Here is a 23,047-nt window from a genome sequence, read left to right on the forward strand (position 1 = left end):
TTAAAGAATAAATAGGAAAACAGATGATCCAAAACAATACGGGTTTCATGGGAAATATCCCCGTGGTTACGAAAAATATCTTAATCATCAATGTGCTGATGTTCATTGCCAGTTCGTTGTTTAGCAAAGGCCCGCTAAACAATCCGATGGATGATTACCTGGCGCTGCATTATTTCACTTCCGATTATTTCAGGCCTCACCAAATAATCACCTGCATGTTTATGCATGGCAGTATCGAGCATATATTCTTCAATATGTTTGCCGTATTTATGTTCGGGCGCATACTAGAGAGCATATGGGGGCCGAAGAAGTTCCTGTTGTATTACATGATAGCAGGTGTGGGAGCATCGCTTTTGCAATTATTGGTGATGTATTTAAGAGTTTCACATCTGGAAGCCAATATACCTGCCGAACAATTGCCCGAAATGCTATATCAATTAAAAACCGAAGGACTAGATTTAATAAGAAGCCAGAGGAACTATATTGACGAAACGATGGGGGCACTCAACCTGTTGATCAATATACCAATGGTGGGCGCATCGGGCGCTATATTTGGCATACTGGTAGCTTTCGGGATTATCTTCCCAAATGCAGAACTAATGCTTATCTTCCCACCCATACCTATCAAAGCCAAATGGTTTGTAATAGGCTACGGCGTATTGGAATTAGTATTAGGCGTTGCCGACAGGGCTGGCGACAATGTTGCCCACTTTGCACATCTCGGTGGGTTATTTGCCGGATTGATTCTCATTTTATACTGGCGCAAAAAAGGATTTACAACCAATGAGCATATATTCTGACCACATCAAACCTATACTGAACAGGAAAGACATCCTGATAAGGCTGATACTTATCAATGCGGGCGTATTCCTGCTGTTATCGCTGCTGAACATCGGATGGCTGTTCGAAGTCGACCCGGTAAACACGCTGGTCGGTTATCTGGCTGTGCCGGCAAGGCTCGATGTCCTGCTTTCGCGTATCTGGACAGTTCTGACATATATGTTTGTACACCAGAACTTCCTGCATATACTGTTCAATATGCTTATCCTTTACTGGTTTGGCAAGATATTCCTTACCAGTTTCAATTCCAAGAACCTGCTGGCACTATACATACTGGGCGGCTTGGCAGGAGCAGCTATTTACATCGTGGCATTCAATACCATCCCGGCTCTTATCAAGATGAACAGCGTCCCTATGATCGGTGCATCAGCATCCGTTATGGCTATCATATTCGGCATTGCATTCTACAGGCCGAACTATGAAATAGGCTTGCTGCTCGTGGGAAGGATAAAGATCGTATATATCGCCCTTTTTCTTTTCGTTATAGATTTCATCGGCATCGGCAATAATCCCGGTTCGGGAATGGGAATGGAAGCTGCCAATACCGGAGGGCATATCGCACATATAGGCGGTGCTATACTCGGGTATGTATATGCAAAACTATACCTGAAAGGAAGAGACATTACAAAATGGTTCAACAAAACAATAGATTCCATTGTTAATATATTCAAACCTTCCTCTAAGCCTAAAATGAAGGCTAAGTACAATAAGAGAGAGAACGACTACGATTACAACCAGCGACGCAACAGCGTGAACGAGGAAATAGACCATATACTCGACAAAATCAAGAAATCGGGATATTCCAGTTTGAGCAAAGAGGAAAAAAAACGACTTTTCGATGCCAGTAAAAAATAAATTGTCGGAACTGAGGTTTGGCAAATATATAAAGTACACAATCTTCGCAACCAATATAATAGCAATCATCCTTTTGCTGTTATCCCTATTGTCGTGGACTATTGTCCCTTCCAAGATAATAATCTTTTCCTATCTGGGATTGATTTTCCCCATTACCCTGTGTGTCAACATCGCCTATCTGCTACTCTGGCTTATTACATGGCGGTGGCGTTATGCATTGATTCAGTTCGTAGTGCTTCTTCTTTGCGGAGAGCCTATTTCAGCATCCTTTGCCATCAAAATAGGAGAAAAGGACATACCCGAAAAGCATTACAAGATACTGAGCTACAATGTCAGGGGCTTCAACTGGCTGATGGGAAGCAAAGCCCGGCAAAACCCGATATTCGACTACCTGAAAAGCAGCGATGCCGATATCATTTGCCTGCAAGAATTTGTTGTAACACCCGAATACCGGAGAGATGGCATCATATCCGAAAAGGAGTTCAACGAGATAATGAAAGACTATCCATACCACTCCATCATACGGTTCGATAAGACCAACTGGGGCAAATACATGTATGGTATTGCCGTATATTCGAAGTTCCCGATAACCCAGTCGGTAAAATTACCGATCAAAAGCCTTTACAATGGCTCGGTAATACATACCCTCGATATGGATGGCAAAAAGGTAAGCCTGGTAGTCAACCATCTGGAATCGAACCGCCTGACCTCGGAAGACAAAAAGCTTTACAAAGACTTCCTGAAAGCAAGGGATAAAGAGTCTTTCGACGAAATGGCAAACTCGCTTCAGGAAAAGCTGAGCGTAGCATATACTACGAGAGAAAGCCAGGTAAACATTATCCGCCGCTTCATGGATGAGCAGGAAAGCGATGCAACCATTGTTTGCGGAGACTTCAACGACACTCCATTATCGTACACATACCACACGCTCAAAGGCGACCTGGTAGACGCATATACCAATACCGGACTGGGCTGGGGTGTTACTTATCACGAAAACTACTTTCTGGTGCGGATAGACTATATCCTCCACTCGTTCAACATGGATTCGTACAAGTTCACAATAGACAAAGTCAAGTATTCGGACCATTATCCGGTGTGGGCTTACCTGTCATTCAAGTAAAGTGCTATTTTTTTACTACTTTTGACACAGATAGTCAAAATTGATAATCAATATCATCTAACTAAACATAGTCATGCGTAAAACACTATTCACACTTATCCTTTCGTTAGCAGCTGCAACAGGAGTATTTGCCGGACCCGGAGATACCGTTAAAGTTGTAGCCGTAGGCGATATCATGATGGGAACCATCTATCCCAACCGCCAGTACCTACCTGCCAAAGAAGACTGTTCGCCCCAACTGAGCGAAGTGAAATCGGTGCTCAGAACCGGAGATATCGTCTTCGGCAATCTGGAAGGTGTGCTGACCGATTCGAATGCAGGAGCAAAACGATGCGGCAACTCCAATGTATGCTACACTTTCGGTATGCCTACCCATTTTGCAAAATGCCTTACCGATGCCGGGTTCAACCTGCTGAGCATAGCCAACAACCATGTAGGCGATTTTGGCGAAGCCGGGCGCAAGTCTACAATCGAAACATTGAAAAAGAACGGTATCCACTATGCAGGGTTAGCAGGCTACTGCCCTACTACTACCTTCACCATCAAAGGTGTAAAATACGGATTCTGCGCATTTGCACCTAATACGGGAACTGTAAGCATCAAAGACATCCCTGCGGCTCAAACCATAGTGAGAAACCTGGCCAAAGAGTGCGATATCGTTATCGTATCGTTTCACGGAGGAGCCGAAGGCAGCAAATACCAGCATGTGACACGCAACACCGAAACATTCCTCGGCGAAAACAGGGGCAACGTCCACGACTTTGCTCACAAGATGATCGACGCCGGAGCCGATATCCTCCTTGGGCACGGACCGCACGTAACACGCGCTATAGAAGTATATAAAGATCGCTTTATAGCATACAGCATGGGTAATTTCTGTACCTACGACAGGGTAAATATCAGTGGTGTAAACGGGCTTGCTCCCATATTCAAGATATTTACCGACAAGCAGGGCAAGTTCCTCAAAGGCGAACTGATCTCTACCAACCAGATAAAATACCAACCGGTGAAGATAGACAGCCAGAAACGAGTCTTGAAGGTAGTGCAAGACCTTACCAAAGCCGATTTTCCCGAAATGAACAGCGTTATCAACATCAGCAATAACGGTATCATTACACTGAAAAAATAACAAAGAACGCCATCAACATACAAATAACATACAAGATGCCGGTAAACAACCTATAAAGTTTGCCGGCATTTTTATTCTCAATACTCCAGATTCTTGAACAAAGACCGCGTTTCGCGCGCTTTATTCAGATAAGATATTAAACTTTCCCTGTCGAAATTCTCGATATGCTCCGGTTCGTAGATAATGTCGAACAATGAAGCCAATTCCTTATCCGAGAATCCATCTATAAGTGCACTGAAAGCCTCCTTGTCATCCACCTCGAAATAGAGCAAAGCAAGCCTCTCTTTTACTGCCAGATTATCCGGCTCCGATTCGAGAAGGCTTTTCGTATAATATATAGCATCATCGAAATTCCCGGCCTTTATACTTATTATCGAAAGTTTATCCGAGAGATAAGAATCGTGCGGATAGAACCTATGGAGACGGTTATACATATCGTGGGCTAGCACATACTCGCCTTGCTTCAGCAATATCTCGGCTTTGGTCATCTGTATATCCATCGAACCGGGTATTTCTACCAATCCGGCTTCTGCAACATTCAATGCCTTGTCTAAGTCGCCTTTAAACATCAGCAGTTGCGCCTTTTTTGCGTATAATTCTTCCGAACCACCTTCGAGCATTTCATATATACGCAAGCTCGACAAGGCTTCGTCATACATCTCCATTGCCTGATAGCATTCGGTCAAAAGGAAATAGGCTGAAACATCGTCGGGATTGGCTACCAAAAGGTCGCTAAATACAGCAATAGCCTCTACCGTCCTGCCCGACAGGGACAGGCAATGCGCCTTGAGCTTTAATATCGTCTCGTCCGAATCGTTTACTGTCAGCGCAAAGTCGAAAGCATCTATTGCGTTGCTATATTGCTCAACCACAGAATACAGCTTACCAAGGTTGACCCATGTCTCGTAAGAATAAGGTTCGATGTCTAACAGGCGGTTTGTAGTCTGTATGGCTTGCTGTACTTCGCCCTGCATTTCATAAGCATACGACAGGTCGGTAAGTACATTTACATTGTCGGGTACCAGTTTCAGGCTCTCCTCGAAAAATAAGGCAGCCTCTTTGAAGCAGTCGGCTTCGACATGCAGGAAACCCAGTTCGGCAAATACATTATCCAATGGTTCCGTGTCTTCCTTTTCGAGCATTTCTTCCGATAGGGCATAAGCTACCCGGTACTCTTCTTGATGCAAATAACATTCTATACGAAGCAGGTAGAGGTCGAAGTCATATTCTGTAACGGCATCCAGCAAAGCCAAAGCAGCAGCATAGTCGCCTTCATATACATACAGTCGCCCTTTCTTTATCAGCAGGGGCGTGCTTCCGGGATGTATGCCCAAGCCCATATTTATAATTATACGGGCAGTATCGAGGTCTTCTTCCCGGTCGAAATAGTCGATAAGGTCGATAAACTCATCTGCATCGAAATATACATTCCGTCCCGATGCCTGAGCCTGCTTATATTTTTCCAATAAAGCCGATATGTCTTTTTCTGCCATTTTGTATTAATTATTACCGGTTGCTTAAAAAGTAACACATGTAACACAAGAAATGATATTCTCTCGAAAGCCTGTAGGGACGAATTGGAAATCGACGGGCGAATGATAATTCGCCCCTACAAAGCTGAGATTACAATAATTCAAATTTTTGTCATGTACTATGCACATGTAACACTTTTTCTGCTAATTTTTACTGTTACTTTTCAGTGCCGGCAGTTACCTTACGGCTACCGTCTTCCTGCTCGGTCACATATACATTTACAGTATCGGCAGGAAGCAATTCTTCTATCTTCTCGGGCCACTCTATAAAGCAAAGGCTGCCGCTATAGAAGTAGTCTTCGTATCCGAAATCGTAGGCTTCTTCTATTTTATTGATTCGGTAAAAATCGAAATGGTAAATCAGCTCACCACTATCCGAACGGTATTCGTTTACTATCGCGAAGGTAGGGCTGTTGATAACATCCGACACACCGAGATTCTCACAGACAGCTTTTATAAACGTGGTTTTTCCGGCTCCCATTTCGCCCCGGAAGGCAAAAACGGTATTGTCGCCCATGGCACGGATAAACTCTTTGGCGGCAATATCTATTTTGTCGAGCGATTCTATTTTTATTTCCATATTTTTTCAGTTAATAATAACTTTAGGTACAAGCAAACAAGATACGAGATACAAGTCCACATTTTATAAGAAACCAACTCGTCTACCGGCATCTTGCATCTCCCCAAAAAGTAACACATGTAACACCTTTTTATTACTTTTTCCATTGTTACTTTTTCTCTCCCTTGTCGTGGCTTCGCACATAAGTCCCCCCAGGGGGATTAGGGGGCTTCCCTTTGGAGAGAGCGGGGAGAGAGGTGCTATATAGATAAACTTTCTCTTTAAAAATTACAAAGTAATCAATGTGCCATCGCTCCCGCTTATATTCCGCGCGTTGGTTATAACCACTTCGTGCACTCCTGCTTCGAGCGATTCGAAGGCATTTTCAAGCTTTGGTATCATACCTCCTTGTATCACGCCTTCGTCAACCAAGCGGGCAAAATCGGGCTTTTGCAGTTTCTTTATCACGCTTTCGTCATCATTCTCGTCCATCAGCACCCCTTTCTTTTCGAAGCAGAAAACCAATGTCACATTGAATACTTTTGCCAATGCCTTTGCTGCTTCTCCGGCAATGGTGTCGGCATTTGTGTTTAGTATATGCCCCTCTCTATCGTGGGTCAACGGTGCAAGGATAGGCACCACTCCCTGAAAGATTAGGTTGGACAACACGCTTATATCCACTTCTTTTACATCGCCCACGTATCCGTAATCTATTTCGGCGACCGGACGTTTTTCCGAACGCATTATATTCATATCGGCACCTGTCAGCCCCAAGGCATTTACACTCAATGCCTGCAATCCGGCTACTATGTTTTTATTCACAAGCCCGCCATAGACCATAGTTACTACTTCGAGAGTTTCTTTATCGGTGATGCGGCGACCATTTACCATGCGGTTTTCGATGCCCAGACGCTCTGCGAGCCTGGTTGCCGAACGCCCTCCGCCATGCACCAAAAGTTTGAAACCTTCTATCTGTGAGAAATCTTCTAATAATTGCCTGAGCGATTGTTCTTCTTCTACAATCTTGCCTCCGACCTTTACAATGGTTAGTTTTTCCATATTATTGCCCGTTGGTAATTAATAACAAAGAAAAAGAGATTGTTCCTAATAAAGAAACAATCTCCCATAAATTTTCAACACAAGAAATTACTTTCTGATACCCAATTCCTTGATGATTGCGCGATATCTTTCGATATCGTTTGCAATAAGGTAATCGAGCAAACGGCGACGTCTACCAACTAGACGTTTTAGCGATCTTTCTGTGTTATAGTCCTTCTTATTTAACTTCAAGTGTTCAGTTAAATGCGAAATACGGTATGAAAACAATGCTATCTGCGCTTCTGGTGAGCCAGTATCAGTGTTAGACTTTCCGTATTTTGCGAAGAGTTCTTGCTTTTTCGCTGAATCTAAATACATAGTAATTATTTATTTGTTTTATTAAACGAGGTGCAAAGGTAGGATTTATTTTTTGATAAACAAATGTTTATACGGTAAGAGTATCAAAAGAAATATGATTTCTAGTCTGAATATTTCTTTACATGCGCCTGTTCATCCTCCGTCAGGCTCTCCATGCTACTCCTGTAGTTCGGATCGGGCATATACCATTCCTGCGCTTCGTAGTATGCTTGTATCTGCGGGGTAGAAAATTTATAGCCACGGCGGGCAAACGGGAGGTTGCGCAATATACGTTTCGACATACTGTTGGCCACCGATTCATGGTAAATATCCGATTCGACGCCGAATGGCAAGAAGGTATCTTCTTTATAATCAAACGATTCGTAGTTTACCGGGTAAAAGCGGGGAGAAAACATAAACAGTTCCGCTTTGGGGCTAAAATTCATTGCTTTATATTCTATCCTTCCTTTCCGTATATAAAACCGCGTAGCAGCACGATCTGACTCTTTTTCATTTTCTATCATTTTGCCTGTCCCTTTCATCGTCCAATCGGGATTCCTGCCAAATGGAGCATTCTGTACATAGAAATCCTGATAATCGCCCATGTCTATTATCAGTGTAAAATCATCTATCTGCTTATTTGCCCAACGCATGGCGGCAGTAAGCACATAGTCGAACGAATAGGTTTCCATTACACTGCCCGACAGGTCGCAGGTATAGGTGTGTTCTACAATATTCAGTCCCTTCTTGAAAGTGGCATTGAAATGATAGACATAGAAAAAATCGGCATAACCTTCATATGTTTGTTCCCTTACTTCCTCTTGCGACAAGGTTTTGAACCTGCCATTGCTATAATATACCGAATCGCTTACAATAGCCACTTTGTACGGCAACCGCTGATTATTTATCTTTACGGTAAATGCCGACATATTGGGGTGCTGTCCATTTAGTGGTCTTGTATCTGCATCCCCATATGGAGAACGGGCCTCGAATCCTACTGTTATCGTTTTGGCATTAGCCGGATTGAAAAATTCATAATACACAGTCACTTTTACCTGCCTATTGCCTATTCTCTTTATAGTCAGGATTTCTTTTCGTACTGATATATCCGATTCTTGTATGGGAATCAGATGGTTGCCACTGATGTAATAAGAGCCATCGTTTGCCGATAGCGATAAGATGAAGAACAAAAAGAGGGCTAGTTGTGTAAAACGTTTCATCGTATTTTGTTATTTGAAGGATATCTTATCCCAGTTCAGCACGATAGGTTCTTCTTTCAGGAAAGGTTTGATTTCCTTATAATCTTCTTCGGGCAAGTAGCCTTCTATATCATATTCTATAGTCAACGACAGCTTATCGGGCGATAGCTTCATTTTTATGGGATCCATATCCAATGCTGCATAAGCATTCTTAAAGCCCTGGCTATTGCGGTCTGCATCGGCTCTTACAAACTCGTCTCTGGTTACCGGCCGAAAGAGGTTTCCTTCGGCTATCGGCGTCCATTTTGTGGTATAGAAAGCAATACGGCTGTCGCATACGCCACCACATACGGTTTTCACGACACAGATAATCTTCGAATCGTTGATTAGCGGCAACAGTTTTATCTGCGTAGTACCCGCATCCGAAGTCTTGAGGTGAATAAAATCGGATGTCATTGCCAGACGTTTCACACTGCCGGGCACTTCTCGCTCCACTTCTACCTGCAAGGTGTCGCCCGGACGCGAGAGCAGAATATCTTTCATTCCGGCATCCAGCCCCAACACGATATCGCCGGGCATTGTGGTTACAACCTCGCTGATATCCTGAGCCGATAGTGAAACAAAGGAGTATATAAGCACTATTATCGCTATAATTCTTTTCATCTTTCTGTTATTTTATTTAGTTCCCAAATATAGGAAAAACATTGCGACTACAATCAAGACCAGATCGAGAGCCTTGCCTTTTAAGTTTTTTTCGTGGAAGAACAGCACCCCTCCGGCAAAGGAGACAAGCACGCTGCTGCGGCGTACCATAGATACAATGGAAATCATGGCATCGGAGTCTGTCAAAGCATAGAAATATACAAAGTCGGCAATGGTAAGGAACAACGAAACCAATAGTATGCTCCACTTCCACTCGAAAGGGGTATTTTTGCCACGCTTGGGATACCATAAGGCTATCACCACTACGGCCATCAACAGGCATTGGTAGGTATTGAACCAGAACTGCACGGCGGTAGAACTGAACTGCTGCATCAGGAACTTATCGTACAGCCCGCTTGCCGCCCCCGATATGGCTGCCAGTATCATAAAAAACACCCACTTGTTTTTATGGAAGCTTATCCCTTCTTTCTTCCCCGAAAGGGATAGCAGGAAAAAGGATATAATGGTGATTATCACCCCTATCCACTGATACAGATTGAGCCGCTCGCCGAAAATCAACAAAGCCCCTACCAGAGTTATCACCGGGCGTGTGGCATTGATAGGCCCCGTGATAGTCAACGGCAGGTGCTTTACGGCAAAATAGCCGAATATCCACGAGGTGAGTACAATGATGGACTTGATAAAGATGTAGCCATGCGCAGACCACGACACCGAAGGCACGTATCCGACAGTACCCTCCAGGGTAGAAGGCGACAATGCGGAAATGAGTACCAACGGCGACAGCAACAATGCGCAGAATAGTGTATTGAGAAACAATACAGGGATTACCGCGTTGTTGTGTACCGATTTTTTCTTACTTATATCGTAGCATCCCAGAAAGAATGCTGAAACAAATGCTAATGCCAACCACATATCGAAAAGGAATGAAAAATGAAGAATGAAAAATGAAAAACAATGTCCTCTTTACAGCTCCATCCCTTTAGGAGAGAGCCGGGCAAAGGTGCCTATTCTTTACTTTTCTTCAACACAAAGTTGAGCCATGTGTACCCGATAATACCCGAAGTAAGCGATGCAAGAAGTATCATCAGCTTCGACTCGTTGATATAATGCACATTGCCCTTAAATGCCAGCAGGGTAATAAATATAGACATGGTAAACCCTATACCCCCCAGCATACCTACACCGAGCAACTCCTTCCACTTCACCCCTCTCGGCAAAGCGCACAAACCCGTTTTTACACTCAGGAAGCTAAACAAAGTAATTCCTATCGGCTTGCCTACTATCAGTCCGAGTATGATGCCCATAGCAAAAGGTTCGGTGATAGACTGATCCCAGTTGCCCTCTATCAGCATCGCCGTATTAGCTAGTGCAAATACCGGCAATATAAGGAAGGCTACAGGATAGTGCAATGCGTGTTGCATCCTGTTCGACAGGCAATGCTGGTCTCCTTTTTTGAACGGGATGGTTATGGCTAGCAGTACGCCTGCAATGGTAGCATGCACGCCCGAATGGAGCATACAATACCACATGATGACGCCGCCAATGATATAAGGAATCATATTTGTAACGTTGAATTTCTTGTTCAAAAGCAGCAACAGCACAAAAATACCTAAAGCAACCAGCAGGTAAACCCAAGCCAGAGACGTAGTGTAGAATATAGCAATAACGATAATTGCGCCCAAGTCGTCGATAACAGCCAGAGCGGTAAGGAAAACTTTCAGCGAAACAGGTACGCGGTTACCAAGCAGCGACAATATGCCCAGTGCAAATGCTATATCGGTAGCCATAGGGATACCAAAGCCTGCTTGCGTATCCGTCCCAAAATTGAGCGACATATATATTGCCGCCGGGATAAGCATCCCTCCCAATGCGCCCGACAGCGGAAGCATAGCCCGTTTTGCGTTCGATAGTTCGCCTTCGTATATCTCCTGAATAAGCTCCAGGCCTACCAGCAGGAAGAAGATTGCCATAAGCCCGTCGTTGATCCATTCGGCAATGGTATGGCTTCCGGCATGCGTTTCCCAAAAAGAGCGGTAGCCTTCGCCTATGCTCGAATTTGCCAACAAGATAGATACAAAAGTACAAACAATGAGAGTAAGTCCTCCCGACTTTTCACTTTCCATAAACCCACGCAGGGTTCTTCCGCTTAAAATGTTCCTTATCTTCATTATATTAAATAAATATATCGTTGTTATATTCTACTTCTTCCAAAAACAAAGCATGTCCCGGAACGGAAGTCCCTGCCTTGCCACGGTCTTTAGCTTCTATTATCTTCCTGAATCCGGACTCGTCAATTTTGCCCCGCCCTACCTCCAGCATCGTACCTACGATGGAACGCACCATATTGCGCAAGAAGCGGTTTGCCTTGATGGTAAATACATAGTCATTCATCAGATTTTCCCATTGGGCAAACATTATGGTACAGTTGTTCGTCTTTACATCGGTATGCAGCTTACTGAAACTCGTAAAATCTTCATAGTCGAAAAGGATATCGGCACAGGCATTCATTGCATCAATATCAAGTTCTCCATACACCTTGTGTTTCAGGTGATGGAGAAAAGGATCTTTATCGGCTGTTATATAATACCGGTACAACCGCGATGTGGCATCGAAACGGGCATGGGCATCTGCCCTGACTTCAACTACCTTATATATAACGATATCTTTCGGCAAGATACTATTTAATTTCTTTTCCAGCTGAGCCAAATCAATATTATTGTCCTCAAAATCGAAATGCGCCGCCATCATACGCGCATGCACGCCCGAATCGGTACGCCCCGCACCGACAATAGGCACTGGCTTGCGCAAGAGTACCGACAACGCTTTTTCTATCGTTTCTTGCACCGAGGCAGCATTGGGCTGTATTTGCCAGCCGCAATAGTTTTCGCCGTTATAAGCCAGATAGATAAAATAGCGTCTCATACCTTGTTTATCTTACGGTTATGTGAAAGCACGACTGCTTCCGTTCGTGTTTGATATAGCATCTATCCCTTTCGCGCAGATCGTGTAAAACCTGTCCCAATACAGCTTTCAGCTTTCCATCGTCTAACGAGCGTTCGTCCGTATTGTCTACCTTGGAGAAGCGGGTCCATGCAATGTCGAAAGTCGTAGCATAGCAATGTACAGAGTTTTCGCTGGCATTGATATTCTTTTTTCTCAGGCGCGCCATATCGTCGCCGGTACGGGTAACACTGGTTACGATGGGTTTGTACAAAGGCATCTTCTTGCTGATAAGCGAATCCCTGAAATTGAGCCCGATGTCGGACAACAGGGTGACGGCTTTAGGCACAAGGTACGGAATGGAATGGGTAAGTTTATCGAGTTTATATACATCCGACTCTCCGGCTATACGTACCAGTTTATCTTTACGCGACAGGGTATCGTCGCGGGTTTCGAGCAATTCGATGCCATTTTCTTGTGCTGCAGCCTTATGCAAATCGGGTAAATCGTTGAAAGTCTTATTATAATTACCATTAAATCGTGTGTATTTTTTCGGAGCACCGTCCTTGCCATTCTCAGAATTATCTCCTGAGTTACAACCATTTAATGCAACAAAAATACACGCAAAGCATATATATAACCACTTCATAATCACCTTTATTCTATTTTTTTGCCTGCAAAGGTACAAAATAAGCAACTTAGTTACTATTTTTGTCCTCAATATGGTAGCGAAATTAACCTCCGTTATACCTGCCTGGCAACTATTAATTATACTACAGGTATTTTTTTCTGCGAGCCTTTTTGCCCAATCGGTCCTCACAGAAGAATATCCTCTTTGCCTCCACGCGAAGGGGCTTGCAGAAACCGAAGAAATTTTTGCCAACAAATGGAAAACAGTAACAGCCTATAACAAAGATGGTTATGCCATAGCACACACAAAATATCTGGACAAAGAAATAAAACAAGACGACAGGTTCGAATATAGCATTGTGGGCGACAGCCTGCTTTCGGTAAAAAGCGTGAGCGTCTTGCCTACAGCGCTGGGTGGTAGTTTTCTGCTTTACAATTTCCATTACGAGCAAAATACGAAAGAATACTACAAATTTGATATTTTCGTTTCCCTTCTAAGCATGAAAGAGCCTTTCTCCGAAGGATACGATTTTTTCTACGAGAACGGACTTCTGGCAGAATATACAAGAGACGGGCTGATTGTCGAATATGCCTATAGCGACAAAAAGCAGGTAGTGACAAAGAAAGAGACATTCAACGACGAACTATCTATTACAGAATACAAATACGATACAGAAGGACGATTGACCGATGTGATTATTATCGGCAGGCACAAAAGCAGTTACGATGTAGATATCGACCCTTCGAAAATTATGCCCAAAAGCAGTTTTTCCGACAATCGCTATCAAATACGCTACGCCAACTTCGACGAACACAACAACTGGACTACAAGCTACTACATAGTAGGCGACGAGCTTTCTCTACGGTCGGTGAGGAAAATAAAATACTGGCATCAGGAGCGGAAGAAAAAAGAAATAATAATCTGATTCCGAATCGTATTTTAGAGCCTGTTTAAATTTTAGCGAAAATATTTCTTATAGGTTCTTTAGTATAGTTCTTAGCAACTTTTTTATGCTCTTTTTAGCGTATTTTCCACATTATTTGCTATAAAATTTAAACAGACTCTTAGTAACTGTTAGGAAATATCTCGTTCCAATTTTTAGGATTGTTTTTGAGATAGTTTTTTCTTCCGCGAAGCGATGATAGCGGGCTATCTGAGCTGAGTGAAAGGAAAAAATAGCCAAAAATAAGCTAAAAATGAACGAAGAAAGTTCTGGCTTTCCAGATGGAAACGAATTTGTGATATTTCCTAACAGTTACTTAGAATTTAATAGTAAATTGCACGTTGGTTAAACTTAAACTGTATGACAAAACTATTCTGGGGTGTTATACTCCTTATCTTCGTTTCATCGTGTGCATCATTCAAAAAACACACTTATCAGCCAATAGGGTCATTATTAGATCTGCAAGGGGTTTATGTCGACTCGGCGCAACACATTCCCCTCTCATTCAACCTGCACAGATACGATACTATTGACATCTTCAAGTTCGACTTTGTTGACGATAAGTACCTGAATTTGTCAGGGCTCACCGACAAGGGGTTTCAGTTACTAAAAACTTATAAAGGAAAATACAATAAAGACAAAAATTACTTCCAGGGAACTTTATCCAAAGTTTACGCCCCGTTCTTAGTTGTACATATAATGAGAAAAGACATTGTAAGATTGGGCAAAGATTCTCTTAACTCATTATTTATCGACAAGCAATATTATGGTTTTGGGGGGATATTGGGCTTTTTTGCCAGCTACGACTATCAAGCTTCCAGAAGCGTTGCGCCTATATCAGACTTGCCCCTTATTCCGACCCGGATAAACGACAAGTGGGGATTTGCCGACAGGAACAAGAATATGGTTGTAGAAGCAAAATATGAATTTGTACGCACTTTCATCAACGATTATGCAAGGGTTAAGCAGAACAGCAAATGGGGGCTGATAAACAGCCGTGGCGAAGAAGTAATAGCACCGCAATACGACAAGATAAATACCCTGTTCAACAACGACTCTGTCTACTACATCTACAATGGGAACAGATACGGACTGGTAACGGCAGAGGGCAAAGTGCTTGTGCCACCGCAATATGATTACATACATTGTGATTATCCTATTTCTTCCGACTCATATTTCAGAGTAAGGCTGAACGGAAAGATGGGAATTTACCACAATGGCAAAGAATTGATGCCGCCAATAGCTAATTTTATCTCTCCGCTTAAGGGTCGAAAGACAGGTAAGGACATGGTTGAAGCTAATACAGACATTCTCCCTTACAACCTCACAATAAATAAAAAATCGTATATGATAGACGAGCGAGGACAGCTATACCAAATAGAATTCAGGCCAAACAAGCAAGGGTATGACCTGATCAAACAGGATTACAAACAGGAATTTTCTGATGGGATGCACCGCTTTTTGAAGTAAGTAATATGGATCATCAATCCCAATTAGGGTCGTAGCTGGTAGTACGCCCACGCCATTCTTGTTTCAGGTCTTGTAGCATCGACGAGCTGGCTCTCAGCGTTACATAATATGACTTGTATTGCCCCACAGGATTGAAACTAGCCGATATAGACCAGCAATGCAGGTTGCGCGTAAGGTTGCAACTCATATATGCTATCTTCTTGGCATCGAAGTCGTAAGAACTATTAAAGTTGAAACTCCAGTTTTTGGTAGGCTGAATGCTTCCATTAAAGCCGAAAGTCTTCGTCAGCCTGTATTTGTATTCTTTCTTCACAGCATCGAAGTCTCCATAGCCGAGATTCATAGAAAAGTTGAGCCCGAGGTTCCACATTATTTGGTTTTTCACGTACCCGTCTTCGTCGTATGTGTTGTCGTCCTTTTTATCTTCAAATGCGCTTCGCCTACCCGTACCTTCTCCTTCGCCGGACGAGGCATCTCCGTCTGACGTCTCCCCATCTTTATCCGACTTGTCTTTATCTTCTCCTTTTCCGAAAAGTTTCTTAAAGGTATCTTGATTGATAGACGGTGAGATAGAGTAACCTGTACTCATCAGGCGTCCGAATCCTTTTCCGTGCGAAATACGAAGTTTATCTACCCTTATTCCCCGGTTAGGATTGCGTTCGTCAGCCTCATACATATAGGTATCGAATACCGCATTGAGGTTTATAGTAAACGATTTGCTGAACTTCAGGCGCATACTTGCATTGATGTTGCTCCACTTTATGGAATCTGCCATCATATTGTGACTGAAACCAAAGCGCAGATTGTCGATGAGGCTTATCTTCTTGTATCCGGTGGAGTCGCTTTCGGAGGCCACCTTCATCTCCAGATTGTTGTCGAAGTCGAATGAGATCAACCCCTGTGCACTACCCGGCGCAGTACCAAACATCCCCTGTTCGTAAGGCGAATATTTAACGGTACGAGGTTGCCCGTATTGATCCAGATAATGTTCGGTTTCGTAAAATCCCCAACGCGGGCTACTGAAATCGGGAGCATAGCTAAGGGTTATACTAGGGGTGAAGACATGGCGTATAGTCGTACTTTTAGAAAATACAGGGACAAAGAAGCCGTACATCTTGGTCTGGAAACTCAACGCCGTGCTGAAATCGTAGACCCGGTTGAACGAATATGCGGTATCGACTGCCACCATAGCATTCCGTTCGGGATCCCATTCCTTCCTTATCTTGCTAGTGTACCAGCGTTCGTTATAGTTTATCGAAGGGGTGATATTCAGATAATTGAAAGCGCTGAACGTTGCACTGATCGGCACCGAGTGACGCATGCCATTGTTCCAGTCTTTCTGGAAATTCGATTTGAGCAGGAGGTCTTCCTTTGTATTTATCGAGTTGCGGAACTCACCGGAATAGCTCAACTGTATTTTCTCGTACCAGCGTTCGTCTCCTGCAGCATCTTTACGCTTGAAGGGAGCGATACGGCTCATCGTAAAGGTAAGGTTGGGCAAGGTAAGCGAGATGGAAGAGTCCTGGCTTCTTTGCGACACGTTTACCGACCCCGAAAGGCTCCACGGCGAATTTGGTATCCGCTGGGTGAAGTTTACACTCGAACTCTTTATATTTTGTGTCCCCTGAGGGGTATATGACATCCCCAGATTGTTGCGCTCGTAAGAACTTGTAGAGAAGTTTACACTGGCCGACAGTGTGCGAAACTGGTTTGCCTTAGGGTCTTGCGTATGTGTCCAATTGATGCGCAGGTCTTTGGCTACGGCGTAGTCTACACCTTTTTCGCCCGTCTTGGTTACAAGGTACCCTCCATCGAACGACCCTGAATATTTGTATCGTTTGCGATAGGTAGAACGGGCATTCAGTCCCCAACTCCCCTTTGTAAATATTTCGCCTGTAAGGGCTAGGTCTATGTTATCGTTGATTGCAAAATAATATCCTCCATCCCTCAGGTTAAATCCCCGGTCCATATCATCTCCATACGACGGCATGATAACCCCCGACGAATATTTATCCGAAAATGGAAAGAAACCAAACGGCAAACCAATAGGCAACGGCAGTCCTTCTATCACCAGATATGCCGGCCCTGTAACTACATTTTTCTTGGGTTTCACTTTGGCTTTGGTCAGTGCAAGGTAGAAGTGCGGATGCTCGTGGTCGTCGCAGGTGGTATATTTACCGCCAAGCATGAAAAACGAATTGTCTTCGTTTTTTTTCGCCTCTTTTCCTATTACATATCCTTCGCCCTGAGCCGAACGGACATCAATAATATGTCCTTTTTGGGTTTTGAAATTATACCTCATCGATTTCGACTCATAATCTGTTCCCCGGTCGGAGAATATAGGATACCCAAATTCCTTGCCTACAGAGTCGAGCCCATATGTAGCATGTACGAGGCTGCTGTCCATGTTTACGGATATGCGTTCGCCTGTAAGTTTTATATTGGTATAGGTCACTTCTGCATTGCCATAGAGATAGCCCATATTGCCGGCAGTGAGTACTATGGAGTCGTTTGCCTTATAGTCGACTATTGCGTCGAGCATATCTTTTTTCTTGGGAACTGAGTCGGTAGGAACTGAATCGAGGGCAATTGCCAGTGAGTCGGTTTGCAGCAGCAACGAGTCGGGCGGCAAAACCAGCGAATCGGGCGTTATCTCTGCCGGAACGGGGGGCAACGAATCGTTGTAATGAGAATATGCTAACGAAATAATGCGTGTATATTGTGCACCAATGAAAGGGATGGAGAACAATATACACAGGAACAAGTATGTTAAGATGCGAATTTTCCTCATCTAATAAAAGATCTCAAAGCATATATCAGGATGCAAAGCTAATCAATTAAACAAAACCGCATAATATGAAAATTGAAAAAAAGTATAAAATTTATATTTATAGCCTGTAAAAAAGCACTTTTATAAGCTGCGATTTAGCCTCTGTTTCAATTTCGATTTGCTTTCTGCTATGCGGTTTTCATTAAACGGCAAGCCATGTATCAATATTGTATAGCCATATAATTATAGTCACTCACAATTTTTTTCAGGAAAAGCCTGTCGGGCCCATCGAAGGTGTAGCCTGTTATATCTTTAACTCTTTCGGCAAGCCGCTGGTTGAAATATTCATTCTCGCGCATACGTGCATCTTCCGTTATCGACATTATGGTTTGTATATCCTTATCCGACAACTTATCCAGCACATCGGCGTACGTCACCTTATAGTCGTTGCGAAAATCGAGGTCGGTGATAGAAAGCCGCCTGTTTCGCGAATTCAACTTCAGGTCGACTACAGTAGTGCCTGCCAGAAGGTCACCCAAACGCTGGTTCTTCTTATTCACTGCCACCATAATAACACCTACCACAGCATTTGTCAATGAGAAATCGACAAGGCGAAACAGCCACCTCAGCAGATAGCTGCCGGTAGAGGGGGTGGTTCCATCCAGATTTATCACCCTTATATTCATCACCATCTTGCCGGGGCTTTGCCCGTAATTCAGCGTTTCGAATATAAAATCATAAAACAACACCGGGACGATATACATCACCCAGATTATTATGGGTAGGTAATCTCCGGCATCCCAGATGCTATAAGGCACTATCTTCGAAAACAACCATATCCACCCAAAGACCCAGATAAGAATCACAACCCAATCGATAAGGTATGCCAATATACGCTGCCCCAACCCGGCAGTTTCGTAGTCGATGGTTACATTCTGGGTAGTCTGAACTTCTATTATCATTGTTATAGCAAAAACTTTTGATGAAAACAGTCTGGCAAATTTAATTTTTTTGAATGATTATCAGGCTATTTTTTCATTCTTTTTATTCTAAGAGTTATATTTGCGGGAGTAAATTCTACGTATAGACTTATTTTGTTCGATGAGAGAAGCAGCGTTTATTAAAGAAAACAGGGAAAAATGGCAAAAGATAGACAGCCAGACCAAAGCTTCCGATATACCATCGGAGACGCTTGCTGATAATTTCATCGAACTGACCGACGACCTTTCTTATGCCCGCACCTTCTATCCGGGTTCGCAAACAGTGAGGTATCTGAACCAGCTTACCGGACAGTATTTCATCAAGATATACAAATACCGGAAGCGCAGCAAAGGGCGTTTCTTCCGTTTCTGGAGCGAAGAATTGCCTCTTGTAATGTATAAGTACCGGAAGAATATGCTGTATGCCTTCATCTTTATGTTTGCGGGGGTACTGCTTGGCGTGTTTTCGCAGCAGCAAGACTCTACCTTCGCCTCCTTCTTCCTGTCCCCGGCTTACGTAAACCAAACTTTGGAGAACATAGAAAAGGGCGACCCTATGGCTATCTACAAAGACGACCATAAAGAGTTGATGTTTTTCGGCATTGCCACCAACAATATCTGGGTAGCATTCTATGCCTTCATTCTGGGTATTTTCTTTTCGGCAGGTACGGTTTATATTCTTTTTCTCAATGGCATCATGCTGGGGGTTTTCCAGTACTTCTTCTACACCAAAGGGCTGCTGCTTACTTCGGCGCTGTCTATCTGGCTACATGGCACGCTGGAGATTTCGGCTATCATCATAGCCGGAGGGGCAGGACTGATACTTGGCAACAGCTTGCTGTTTCCCGGCACATACAAGCGCACCTATGCCTTGCAGAAGGCAGCAAAAGACGCACTGAAAGTTGTGGTAGGGCTTGTTCCCGTATTCCTGGTAGCCGCATTTATCGAAAGCTACCTTACACGGCTGACCGAAATGCCTATATATTTCAACCTGACAATAATAGGGCTTTCCGCAGCATTTATCATATGGTATTTTATCTACTATCCTCATATTATTAATAAAAAGACAAATGGACTCAACAAAGAAGATTAAACTGTTTACCAACAGGGATTTTAGCGACAATTTCGATTTATCGCTCACCTTCATAAAACAAAACTACGGCGCAGTAATCAAAGGCTTGCTTATACTCATACCTTTGGTATTGATTATCCAGTTTCTGATGCCGGCCACCCCTCAGGTACCTTCCAACATGAACAACATGGAGGATGTTCTAGCATTTTATGCCGAAATATTTACACCCGCCCGTATCGGGTTAAGCCTGATTTCGTGGCTTGTATCTTTAGCCCTGATGTTATATGTTATCTCATATATGGCATTGTACTCCAAATCTGCTGACGGGGAAGTAAAAATAGGCGACGTGTGGAATAAGGTGATGAAAGTTTTTCTTCCGATACTGCTGGCCACTATCCTTTTCTGTATTGCCTTTAGTGTCGGCCTTATGCTTTGTTTGATACCGGGTATTATCCTTTTTGTATATTGCGGATTCTTCCCATATGTATACCTGAACGAAGAAAAAGGCATCTTTAGCAGTTTCCAACGTAGCTTCGACCTGGTGAAAGACAACTGGTGGGTAACATTCGGCTTTGGTTTTGTATTCCTTATCCTTCTTACCATAGGATACATTATATTCTCCATTCCCGCATTTATTGCAGGATTTGGTATGGCTATAGGGTTCGACTTTTTCGGAAGCAGCACATTTACATACATCGCTGCTGCAATTGCTCAGACAGGAGGAATCCTTCTCTCCCCAATCCTTTACATGGCTTTGGGAGTGATGTACTACGGTCATCGCTGCAAAGCTGACGGTACTGACATGGAAACCGATATAGACCAAATAGGTACGGACGAAGAAAACACAAGTAACTACTAAGCTAAAACATTGAAAGCGGTCGGACTGAAAAATAGATTGGTTAAGGGCATTCTGGTAATGCTCTTAGCCTGTATATATATACCTCTTTCGGCCCAAACTGATTCCATCGCCCACGTACAAGCGTCGCAAACGACCGAAAGTGTAGCATTCAGGGTTCCCGATAAATCGAAAATCGAGAAATACCGGAACGACAGCCGCTTCAATTACGAAGAAAAAGTAAGAAAAACAGGCTCTATCTCTTTCTTCGACAAAATACTGCGGTGGATATCCGACCTCTTTGGCGATGGAGTAGGCACATTCACCAGTTCCGGCATTCCGGGAATGCTGGTTGTTGTGGTAATCATTATCGTTATTTGCATCATCGTATTGAAACTATTGGGTGTAGATTACAGGACTATATTCGGAAAGAAAACACTCGATACGGCCGAGATAGATATATATACGGAAAATGTACACGAAATGGACTTCGATTCGCTGATAGCGAATGCCATTCAGAATAAAGATTTCCGCCTGGCTATACGTTTCCTTTATCTGAAAAACCTGAAAGTGCTTTCCGACAGGGAGATAATAAAATGGAATGCCAACAAGACCAACTACAGCTACCAATACGAAATAAAAAACAACGACCTGCGATCCAGATTTCTGGAGACTACACTTATTTTCGACTATATATGGTATGGCGAATTTCCTGTAGAAGAACAGGGTTTTGCTGATATACGTACACGTATGAACGACTTTAACAGGATGATAGCTAATGGGAAATAAGACGATTATTGCATTGGCAGCAGCAACATTCCTCCTGCTTATCGGCTTGTCGTACTGCCGGTCGAAGGCCGATCAGCAGATAGACTGGTCGCCAAACTTTTACAATAGCAAGACCAGCCCCTACGGCACATATATCACCTATCAGTTGTTGGAAGACATCTTTAACAAAAAAAACATCCGCGCTACACGCTTGCCGATATACAACAACCTGAAAAACACCATCGACAACGAGATATATTATCCGCAGGATTACGAATACACCAAAACCGAAGAAACGTATATAGCTGATGACGGAGAAGCTGATGGCGACTATGCAACCAGTCCCTCGCCGTCTGCTGCCATAATAGACTGGTACAATAGCCTTGCAGATATAAAAGACACTACCTCCTACGTCTTTATAAATGATTCGTTTGAGATGACCGGACTCGACCGCGAATACCTGCTCGACTATGCAGGCATAGGGAATAACATATTTATATCGGCAGAAACATTCGACCACCAGTTTTTGGATACACTGGGCATAAAGACCAAAAAGGAATTCTTTGCTTCGGATTCTGTCTATGCTTTGACCGACTATGGCAATAGGGACTATACTTTTTCCAATATATACAGTTACACCAAATTAAAATTTGAAGACTGCCCTTATCCTGTACGCGTATTGGCTACCAATTCGACAAAAGGAGCCGTATTCATCCGGATAAAATACGGAAAAGGACATATATACCTCCATACAGTGCCCACGGCTTTTACCAATATAAATATGTTGCGTAAAGACAAATACGATTTCGGTTTCCGATGCCTGTCTTACCTGCCGCAAAACAGTAAGATATTGTGGGACGAATACCAAAAACAGGGAATGGTGGGCGAAGGCACCAACCTGAAAATGATGCTTGCATATCCTCCGCTACGTATAGCATGGTATATAATATTGGCGGGATTGCTGCTGTTTATGATATTCCGTTCGAAACGTACGCAACGCATTATTCCGGTTATAAACCCTCCTGTAAATTCCTCGCTGGAGTTTTTGGACGTACTGAGCAACCTTTATTATAAGAAAAAAGATTTTCATTATATAATAGAAAAACGGCAGGCTTACTTACTCGATTTTATCCGGAAAAACTATTATATGCCGACCGAAAATATAGACGAGCATTTTGTCAGCATGCTGGCTGCCAAATCGGGTATGGAAGCGGGTAAGATAAAGGAAATGTTCCTTGTATATAAGGATATGGCATCCCTTGCCTATATTCCAAACGAGAGCTTCCTGAAATACAACAGCCTGCTCGAAGAGTTTTATAAAGAAGCAAAAAATAAATAAAAACAAC

22 protein-coding genes are annotated in these 23,047 nt (G+C 43.2%); 10 read left to right on the plus strand and 12 right to left on the minus strand.

Features of this window, described 5'->3' with window-relative positions:
* The first annotated feature begins 56 nt into the window (after positions 1-56).
* The 4 genes from D0T57_RS02880 to D0T57_RS02895 all read left to right on the plus strand — a co-directional run bounded on the left by D0T57_RS02880 (position 57) and on the right by D0T57_RS02895 (position 3,944).
* Positions 57-800 (plus strand): rhomboid family intramembrane serine protease, encoded by a 744-nt coding sequence (locus D0T57_RS02880; protein ID WP_368666896.1) that lies wholly within the window; start codon positions 57-59, stop codon positions 798-800.
* Positions 784-1,695 carry a rhomboid family intramembrane serine protease gene (locus D0T57_RS02885; protein WP_163270705.1) on the plus strand — a complete coding sequence of 304 codons (912 nt, stop codon included), beginning with the start codon at positions 784-786 and terminating at the stop codon, positions 1,693-1,695. Before D0T57_RS02880 ends, D0T57_RS02885 begins: the two co-directional genes overlap by 17 nt.
* Entirely contained in the window at positions 1,679-2,815 is a 1,137-nt protein-coding gene (locus D0T57_RS02890) for an endonuclease/exonuclease/phosphatase family protein (protein ID WP_163270707.1), read from the plus strand. The genes D0T57_RS02885 and D0T57_RS02890 overlap by 17 nt, the downstream gene beginning before the upstream one ends.
* 73 nt (positions 2,816-2,888) lie before the next feature.
* Positions 2,889-3,944 carry a CapA family protein gene (locus D0T57_RS02895; protein WP_163270709.1) on the plus strand — a complete coding sequence of 352 codons (1,056 nt, stop codon included), beginning with the start codon at positions 2,889-2,891 and terminating at the stop codon, positions 3,942-3,944.
* Between the two features lie 77 nt (positions 3,945-4,021).
* Here D0T57_RS02895 and D0T57_RS02900 read toward each other — a convergent pair whose 3' ends face one another.
* The 10 genes from D0T57_RS02900 to D0T57_RS02945 form a co-directional block, all read right to left on the minus strand.
* Positions 4,022-5,437 carry a tetratricopeptide repeat protein gene (locus D0T57_RS02900; RefSeq protein ID WP_163270711.1) on the minus strand — a complete coding sequence of 472 codons (1,416 nt, stop codon included), beginning with the start codon at positions 5,435-5,437 and terminating at the stop codon, positions 4,022-4,024.
* Positions 5,438-5,633: 196 nt separating this feature from the next.
* A complete protein-coding gene (gene tsaE, locus D0T57_RS02905) occupies positions 5,634-6,056 on the minus strand; it encodes a tRNA (adenosine(37)-N6)-threonylcarbamoyltransferase complex ATPase subunit type 1 TsaE (protein WP_163270713.1) in 423 nt (140 codons plus the stop codon).
* 267 nt (positions 6,057-6,323) lie between these two features.
* The gene (gene argB / locus D0T57_RS02910) at positions 6,324-7,094 is read right to left on the minus strand and encodes an acetylglutamate kinase (protein WP_163270715.1); all 771 of its coding nucleotides are present in this window, start codon (positions 7,092-7,094) and stop codon (positions 6,324-6,326) included.
* Between the two features lie 87 nt (positions 7,095-7,181).
* On the minus strand, positions 7,182-7,451 hold the full coding sequence (gene rpsO / locus D0T57_RS02915) for a 30S ribosomal protein S15 (RefSeq protein WP_163270717.1): 270 nt from the start codon (positions 7,449-7,451) through the stop codon (positions 7,182-7,184).
* Between the two features lie 101 nt (positions 7,452-7,552).
* A complete protein-coding gene (locus tag D0T57_RS02920; protein WP_163270719.1) occupies positions 7,553-8,650 on the minus strand; it encodes a YARHG domain-containing protein in 1,098 nt (365 codons plus the stop codon).
* 9 nt (positions 8,651-8,659) lie between these two features.
* Positions 8,660-9,292, minus strand: coding sequence for a DUF3256 family protein (locus D0T57_RS02925; RefSeq protein WP_163270721.1), 633 nt, complete (start codon positions 9,290-9,292; stop codon positions 8,660-8,662).
* Between the two features lie 12 nt (positions 9,293-9,304).
* Positions 9,305-10,204, minus strand: a complete 900-nt coding sequence (locus tag D0T57_RS02930; protein ID WP_163270723.1) for a DMT family transporter — start codon at positions 10,202-10,204, stop codon at positions 9,305-9,307.
* A gap of 92 nt (positions 10,205-10,296) precedes the next feature.
* Complete coding sequence (nhaA, locus tag D0T57_RS02935) at positions 10,297-11,460, minus strand: Na+/H+ antiporter NhaA (RefSeq protein ID WP_163270725.1); 1,164 nt, start codon at positions 11,458-11,460, stop codon at positions 10,297-10,299.
* A 4-nt stretch (positions 11,461-11,464) separates the two neighbouring features.
* Entirely contained in the window at positions 11,465-12,214 is a 750-nt protein-coding gene (gene truA, locus D0T57_RS02940; protein WP_163270727.1) for a tRNA pseudouridine(38-40) synthase TruA, read from the minus strand.
* Positions 12,215-12,221: 7 nt separating this feature from the next.
* Positions 12,222-12,881 (minus strand): DUF5715 family protein, encoded by a 660-nt coding sequence (locus D0T57_RS02945; RefSeq protein ID WP_221412278.1) that lies wholly within the window; start codon positions 12,879-12,881, stop codon positions 12,222-12,224.
* 73 nt (positions 12,882-12,954) lie between these two features.
* Between D0T57_RS02945 and D0T57_RS02950 the strand changes: the two genes are divergently transcribed.
* Both D0T57_RS02950 and D0T57_RS02955 read left to right on the plus strand, forming a co-directional pair.
* Positions 12,955-13,788 carry a hypothetical protein gene (locus D0T57_RS02950; protein WP_163270729.1) on the plus strand — a complete coding sequence of 278 codons (834 nt, stop codon included), beginning with the start codon at positions 12,955-12,957 and terminating at the stop codon, positions 13,786-13,788.
* 378 nt (positions 13,789-14,166) lie between these two features.
* A complete protein-coding gene (locus tag D0T57_RS02955) occupies positions 14,167-15,276 on the plus strand; it encodes a WG repeat-containing protein (protein WP_163270731.1) in 1,110 nt (369 codons plus the stop codon).
* 13 nt (positions 15,277-15,289) lie between these two features.
* Here D0T57_RS02955 and D0T57_RS02960 read toward each other — a convergent pair whose 3' ends face one another.
* Both D0T57_RS02960 and D0T57_RS02965 read right to left on the minus strand, forming a co-directional pair.
* Positions 15,290-18,067: a putative LPS assembly protein LptD gene (locus D0T57_RS02960; protein ID WP_163270733.1), complete on the minus strand. Its 2,778-nt coding sequence runs from the start codon at positions 18,065-18,067 to the stop codon at positions 15,290-15,292.
* 200 nt (positions 18,068-18,267) lie between these two features.
* Positions 18,268-19,008: an RDD family protein gene (locus D0T57_RS02965; protein WP_163270735.1), complete on the minus strand. Its 741-nt coding sequence runs from the start codon at positions 19,006-19,008 to the stop codon at positions 18,268-18,270.
* A gap of 139 nt (positions 19,009-19,147) precedes the next feature.
* On the opposite strand from D0T57_RS02965, the gene D0T57_RS02970 reads away from it, so the two are divergent.
* The 4 genes from D0T57_RS02970 to D0T57_RS02985 are packed head-to-tail and all read left to right on the plus strand — an operon-like array spanning position 19,148 to position 23,040.
* Positions 19,148-20,119, plus strand: coding sequence for a stage II sporulation protein M (locus tag D0T57_RS02970; protein ID WP_163270737.1), 972 nt, complete (start codon positions 19,148-19,150; stop codon positions 20,117-20,119).
* Complete coding sequence (locus D0T57_RS02975; protein WP_163270739.1) at positions 20,097-20,957, plus strand: hypothetical protein; 861 nt, start codon at positions 20,097-20,099, stop codon at positions 20,955-20,957. The genes D0T57_RS02970 and D0T57_RS02975 overlap by 23 nt, the downstream gene beginning before the upstream one ends.
* 9 nt (positions 20,958-20,966) lie before the next feature.
* Positions 20,967-21,722 carry a hypothetical protein gene (locus D0T57_RS02980; protein WP_255490471.1) on the plus strand — a complete coding sequence of 252 codons (756 nt, stop codon included), beginning with the start codon at positions 20,967-20,969 and terminating at the stop codon, positions 21,720-21,722.
* A complete protein-coding gene (locus tag D0T57_RS02985) occupies positions 21,712-23,040 on the plus strand; it encodes a DUF4350 domain-containing protein (RefSeq protein ID WP_163270741.1) in 1,329 nt (442 codons plus the stop codon). The genes D0T57_RS02980 and D0T57_RS02985 overlap by 11 nt, the downstream gene beginning before the upstream one ends.
* Positions 23,041-23,047 lie beyond the last annotated feature (7 nt).

The sequence above is a fragment of the Dysgonomonas sp. 511 genome, assembly GCF_010501105.1.
In the GTDB taxonomy this organism is placed as follows: Bacteria; Bacteroidota; Bacteroidia; order Bacteroidales; family Dysgonomonadaceae; genus Dysgonomonas.

Bases quoted from the DNA above. Each gene is read 5' to 3' on its own strand.
- D0T57_RS02955 (WP_163270731.1), top strand. From the start codon at position 14,167: ATGACAAAACTATTCTGGGGTGTTATACTCCTTATCTTCGTTTCATCG.
- D0T57_RS02930 (WP_163270723.1), bottom strand. From the start codon at position 10,204: ATGTGGTTGGCATTAGCATTTGTTTCAGCATTCTTTCTGGGATGCTAC.
- D0T57_RS02975 (WP_163270739.1), top strand. From the start codon at position 20,097: ATGGACTCAACAAAGAAGATTAAACTGTTTACCAACAGGGATTTTAGC.
- argB (WP_163270715.1), bottom strand. From the start codon at position 7,094: ATGGAAAAACTAACCATTGTAAAGGTCGGAGGCAAGATTGTAGAAGAA.
- D0T57_RS02945 (WP_221412278.1), bottom strand. From the start codon at position 12,881: ATGAAGTGGTTATATATATGCTTTGCGTGTATTTTTGTTGCATTAAAT.
- D0T57_RS02960 (WP_163270733.1), bottom strand. From the start codon at position 18,067: ATGAGGAAAATTCGCATCTTAACATACTTGTTCCTGTGTATATTGTTC.
- D0T57_RS02900 (WP_163270711.1), bottom strand. From the start codon at position 5,437: ATGGCAGAAAAAGACATATCGGCTTTATTGGAAAAATATAAGCAGGCT.
- D0T57_RS02895 (WP_163270709.1), top strand. From the start codon at position 2,889: ATGCGTAAAACACTATTCACACTTATCCTTTCGTTAGCAGCTGCAACA.
- D0T57_RS02890 (WP_163270707.1), top strand. From the start codon at position 1,679: ATGCCAGTAAAAAATAAATTGTCGGAACTGAGGTTTGGCAAATATATA.
- truA (WP_163270727.1), bottom strand. From the start codon at position 12,214: ATGAGACGCTATTTTATCTATCTGGCTTATAACGGCGAAAACTATTGC.
- nhaA (WP_163270725.1), bottom strand. From the start codon at position 11,460: ATGAAGATAAGGAACATTTTAAGCGGAAGAACCCTGCGTGGGTTTATG.
- D0T57_RS02970 (WP_163270737.1), top strand. From the start codon at position 19,148: ATGAGAGAAGCAGCGTTTATTAAAGAAAACAGGGAAAAATGGCAAAAG.
- D0T57_RS02925 (WP_163270721.1), bottom strand. From the start codon at position 9,292: ATGAAAAGAATTATAGCGATAATAGTGCTTATATACTCCTTTGTTTCA.
- D0T57_RS02920 (WP_163270719.1), bottom strand. From the start codon at position 8,650: ATGAAACGTTTTACACAACTAGCCCTCTTTTTGTTCTTCATCTTATCG.
- D0T57_RS02985 (WP_163270741.1), top strand. From the start codon at position 21,712: ATGGGAAATAAGACGATTATTGCATTGGCAGCAGCAACATTCCTCCTG.
- tsaE (WP_163270713.1), bottom strand. From the start codon at position 6,056: ATGGAAATAAAAATAGAATCGCTCGACAAAATAGATATTGCCGCCAAA.
- D0T57_RS02885 (WP_163270705.1), top strand. From the start codon at position 784: ATGAGCATATATTCTGACCACATCAAACCTATACTGAACAGGAAAGAC.
- rpsO (WP_163270717.1), bottom strand. From the start codon at position 7,451: ATGTATTTAGATTCAGCGAAAAAGCAAGAACTCTTCGCAAAATACGGA.
- D0T57_RS02950 (WP_163270729.1), top strand. From the start codon at position 12,955: ATGGTAGCGAAATTAACCTCCGTTATACCTGCCTGGCAACTATTAATT.
- D0T57_RS02965 (WP_163270735.1), bottom strand. From the start codon at position 19,008: ATGATAATAGAAGTTCAGACTACCCAGAATGTAACCATCGACTACGAA.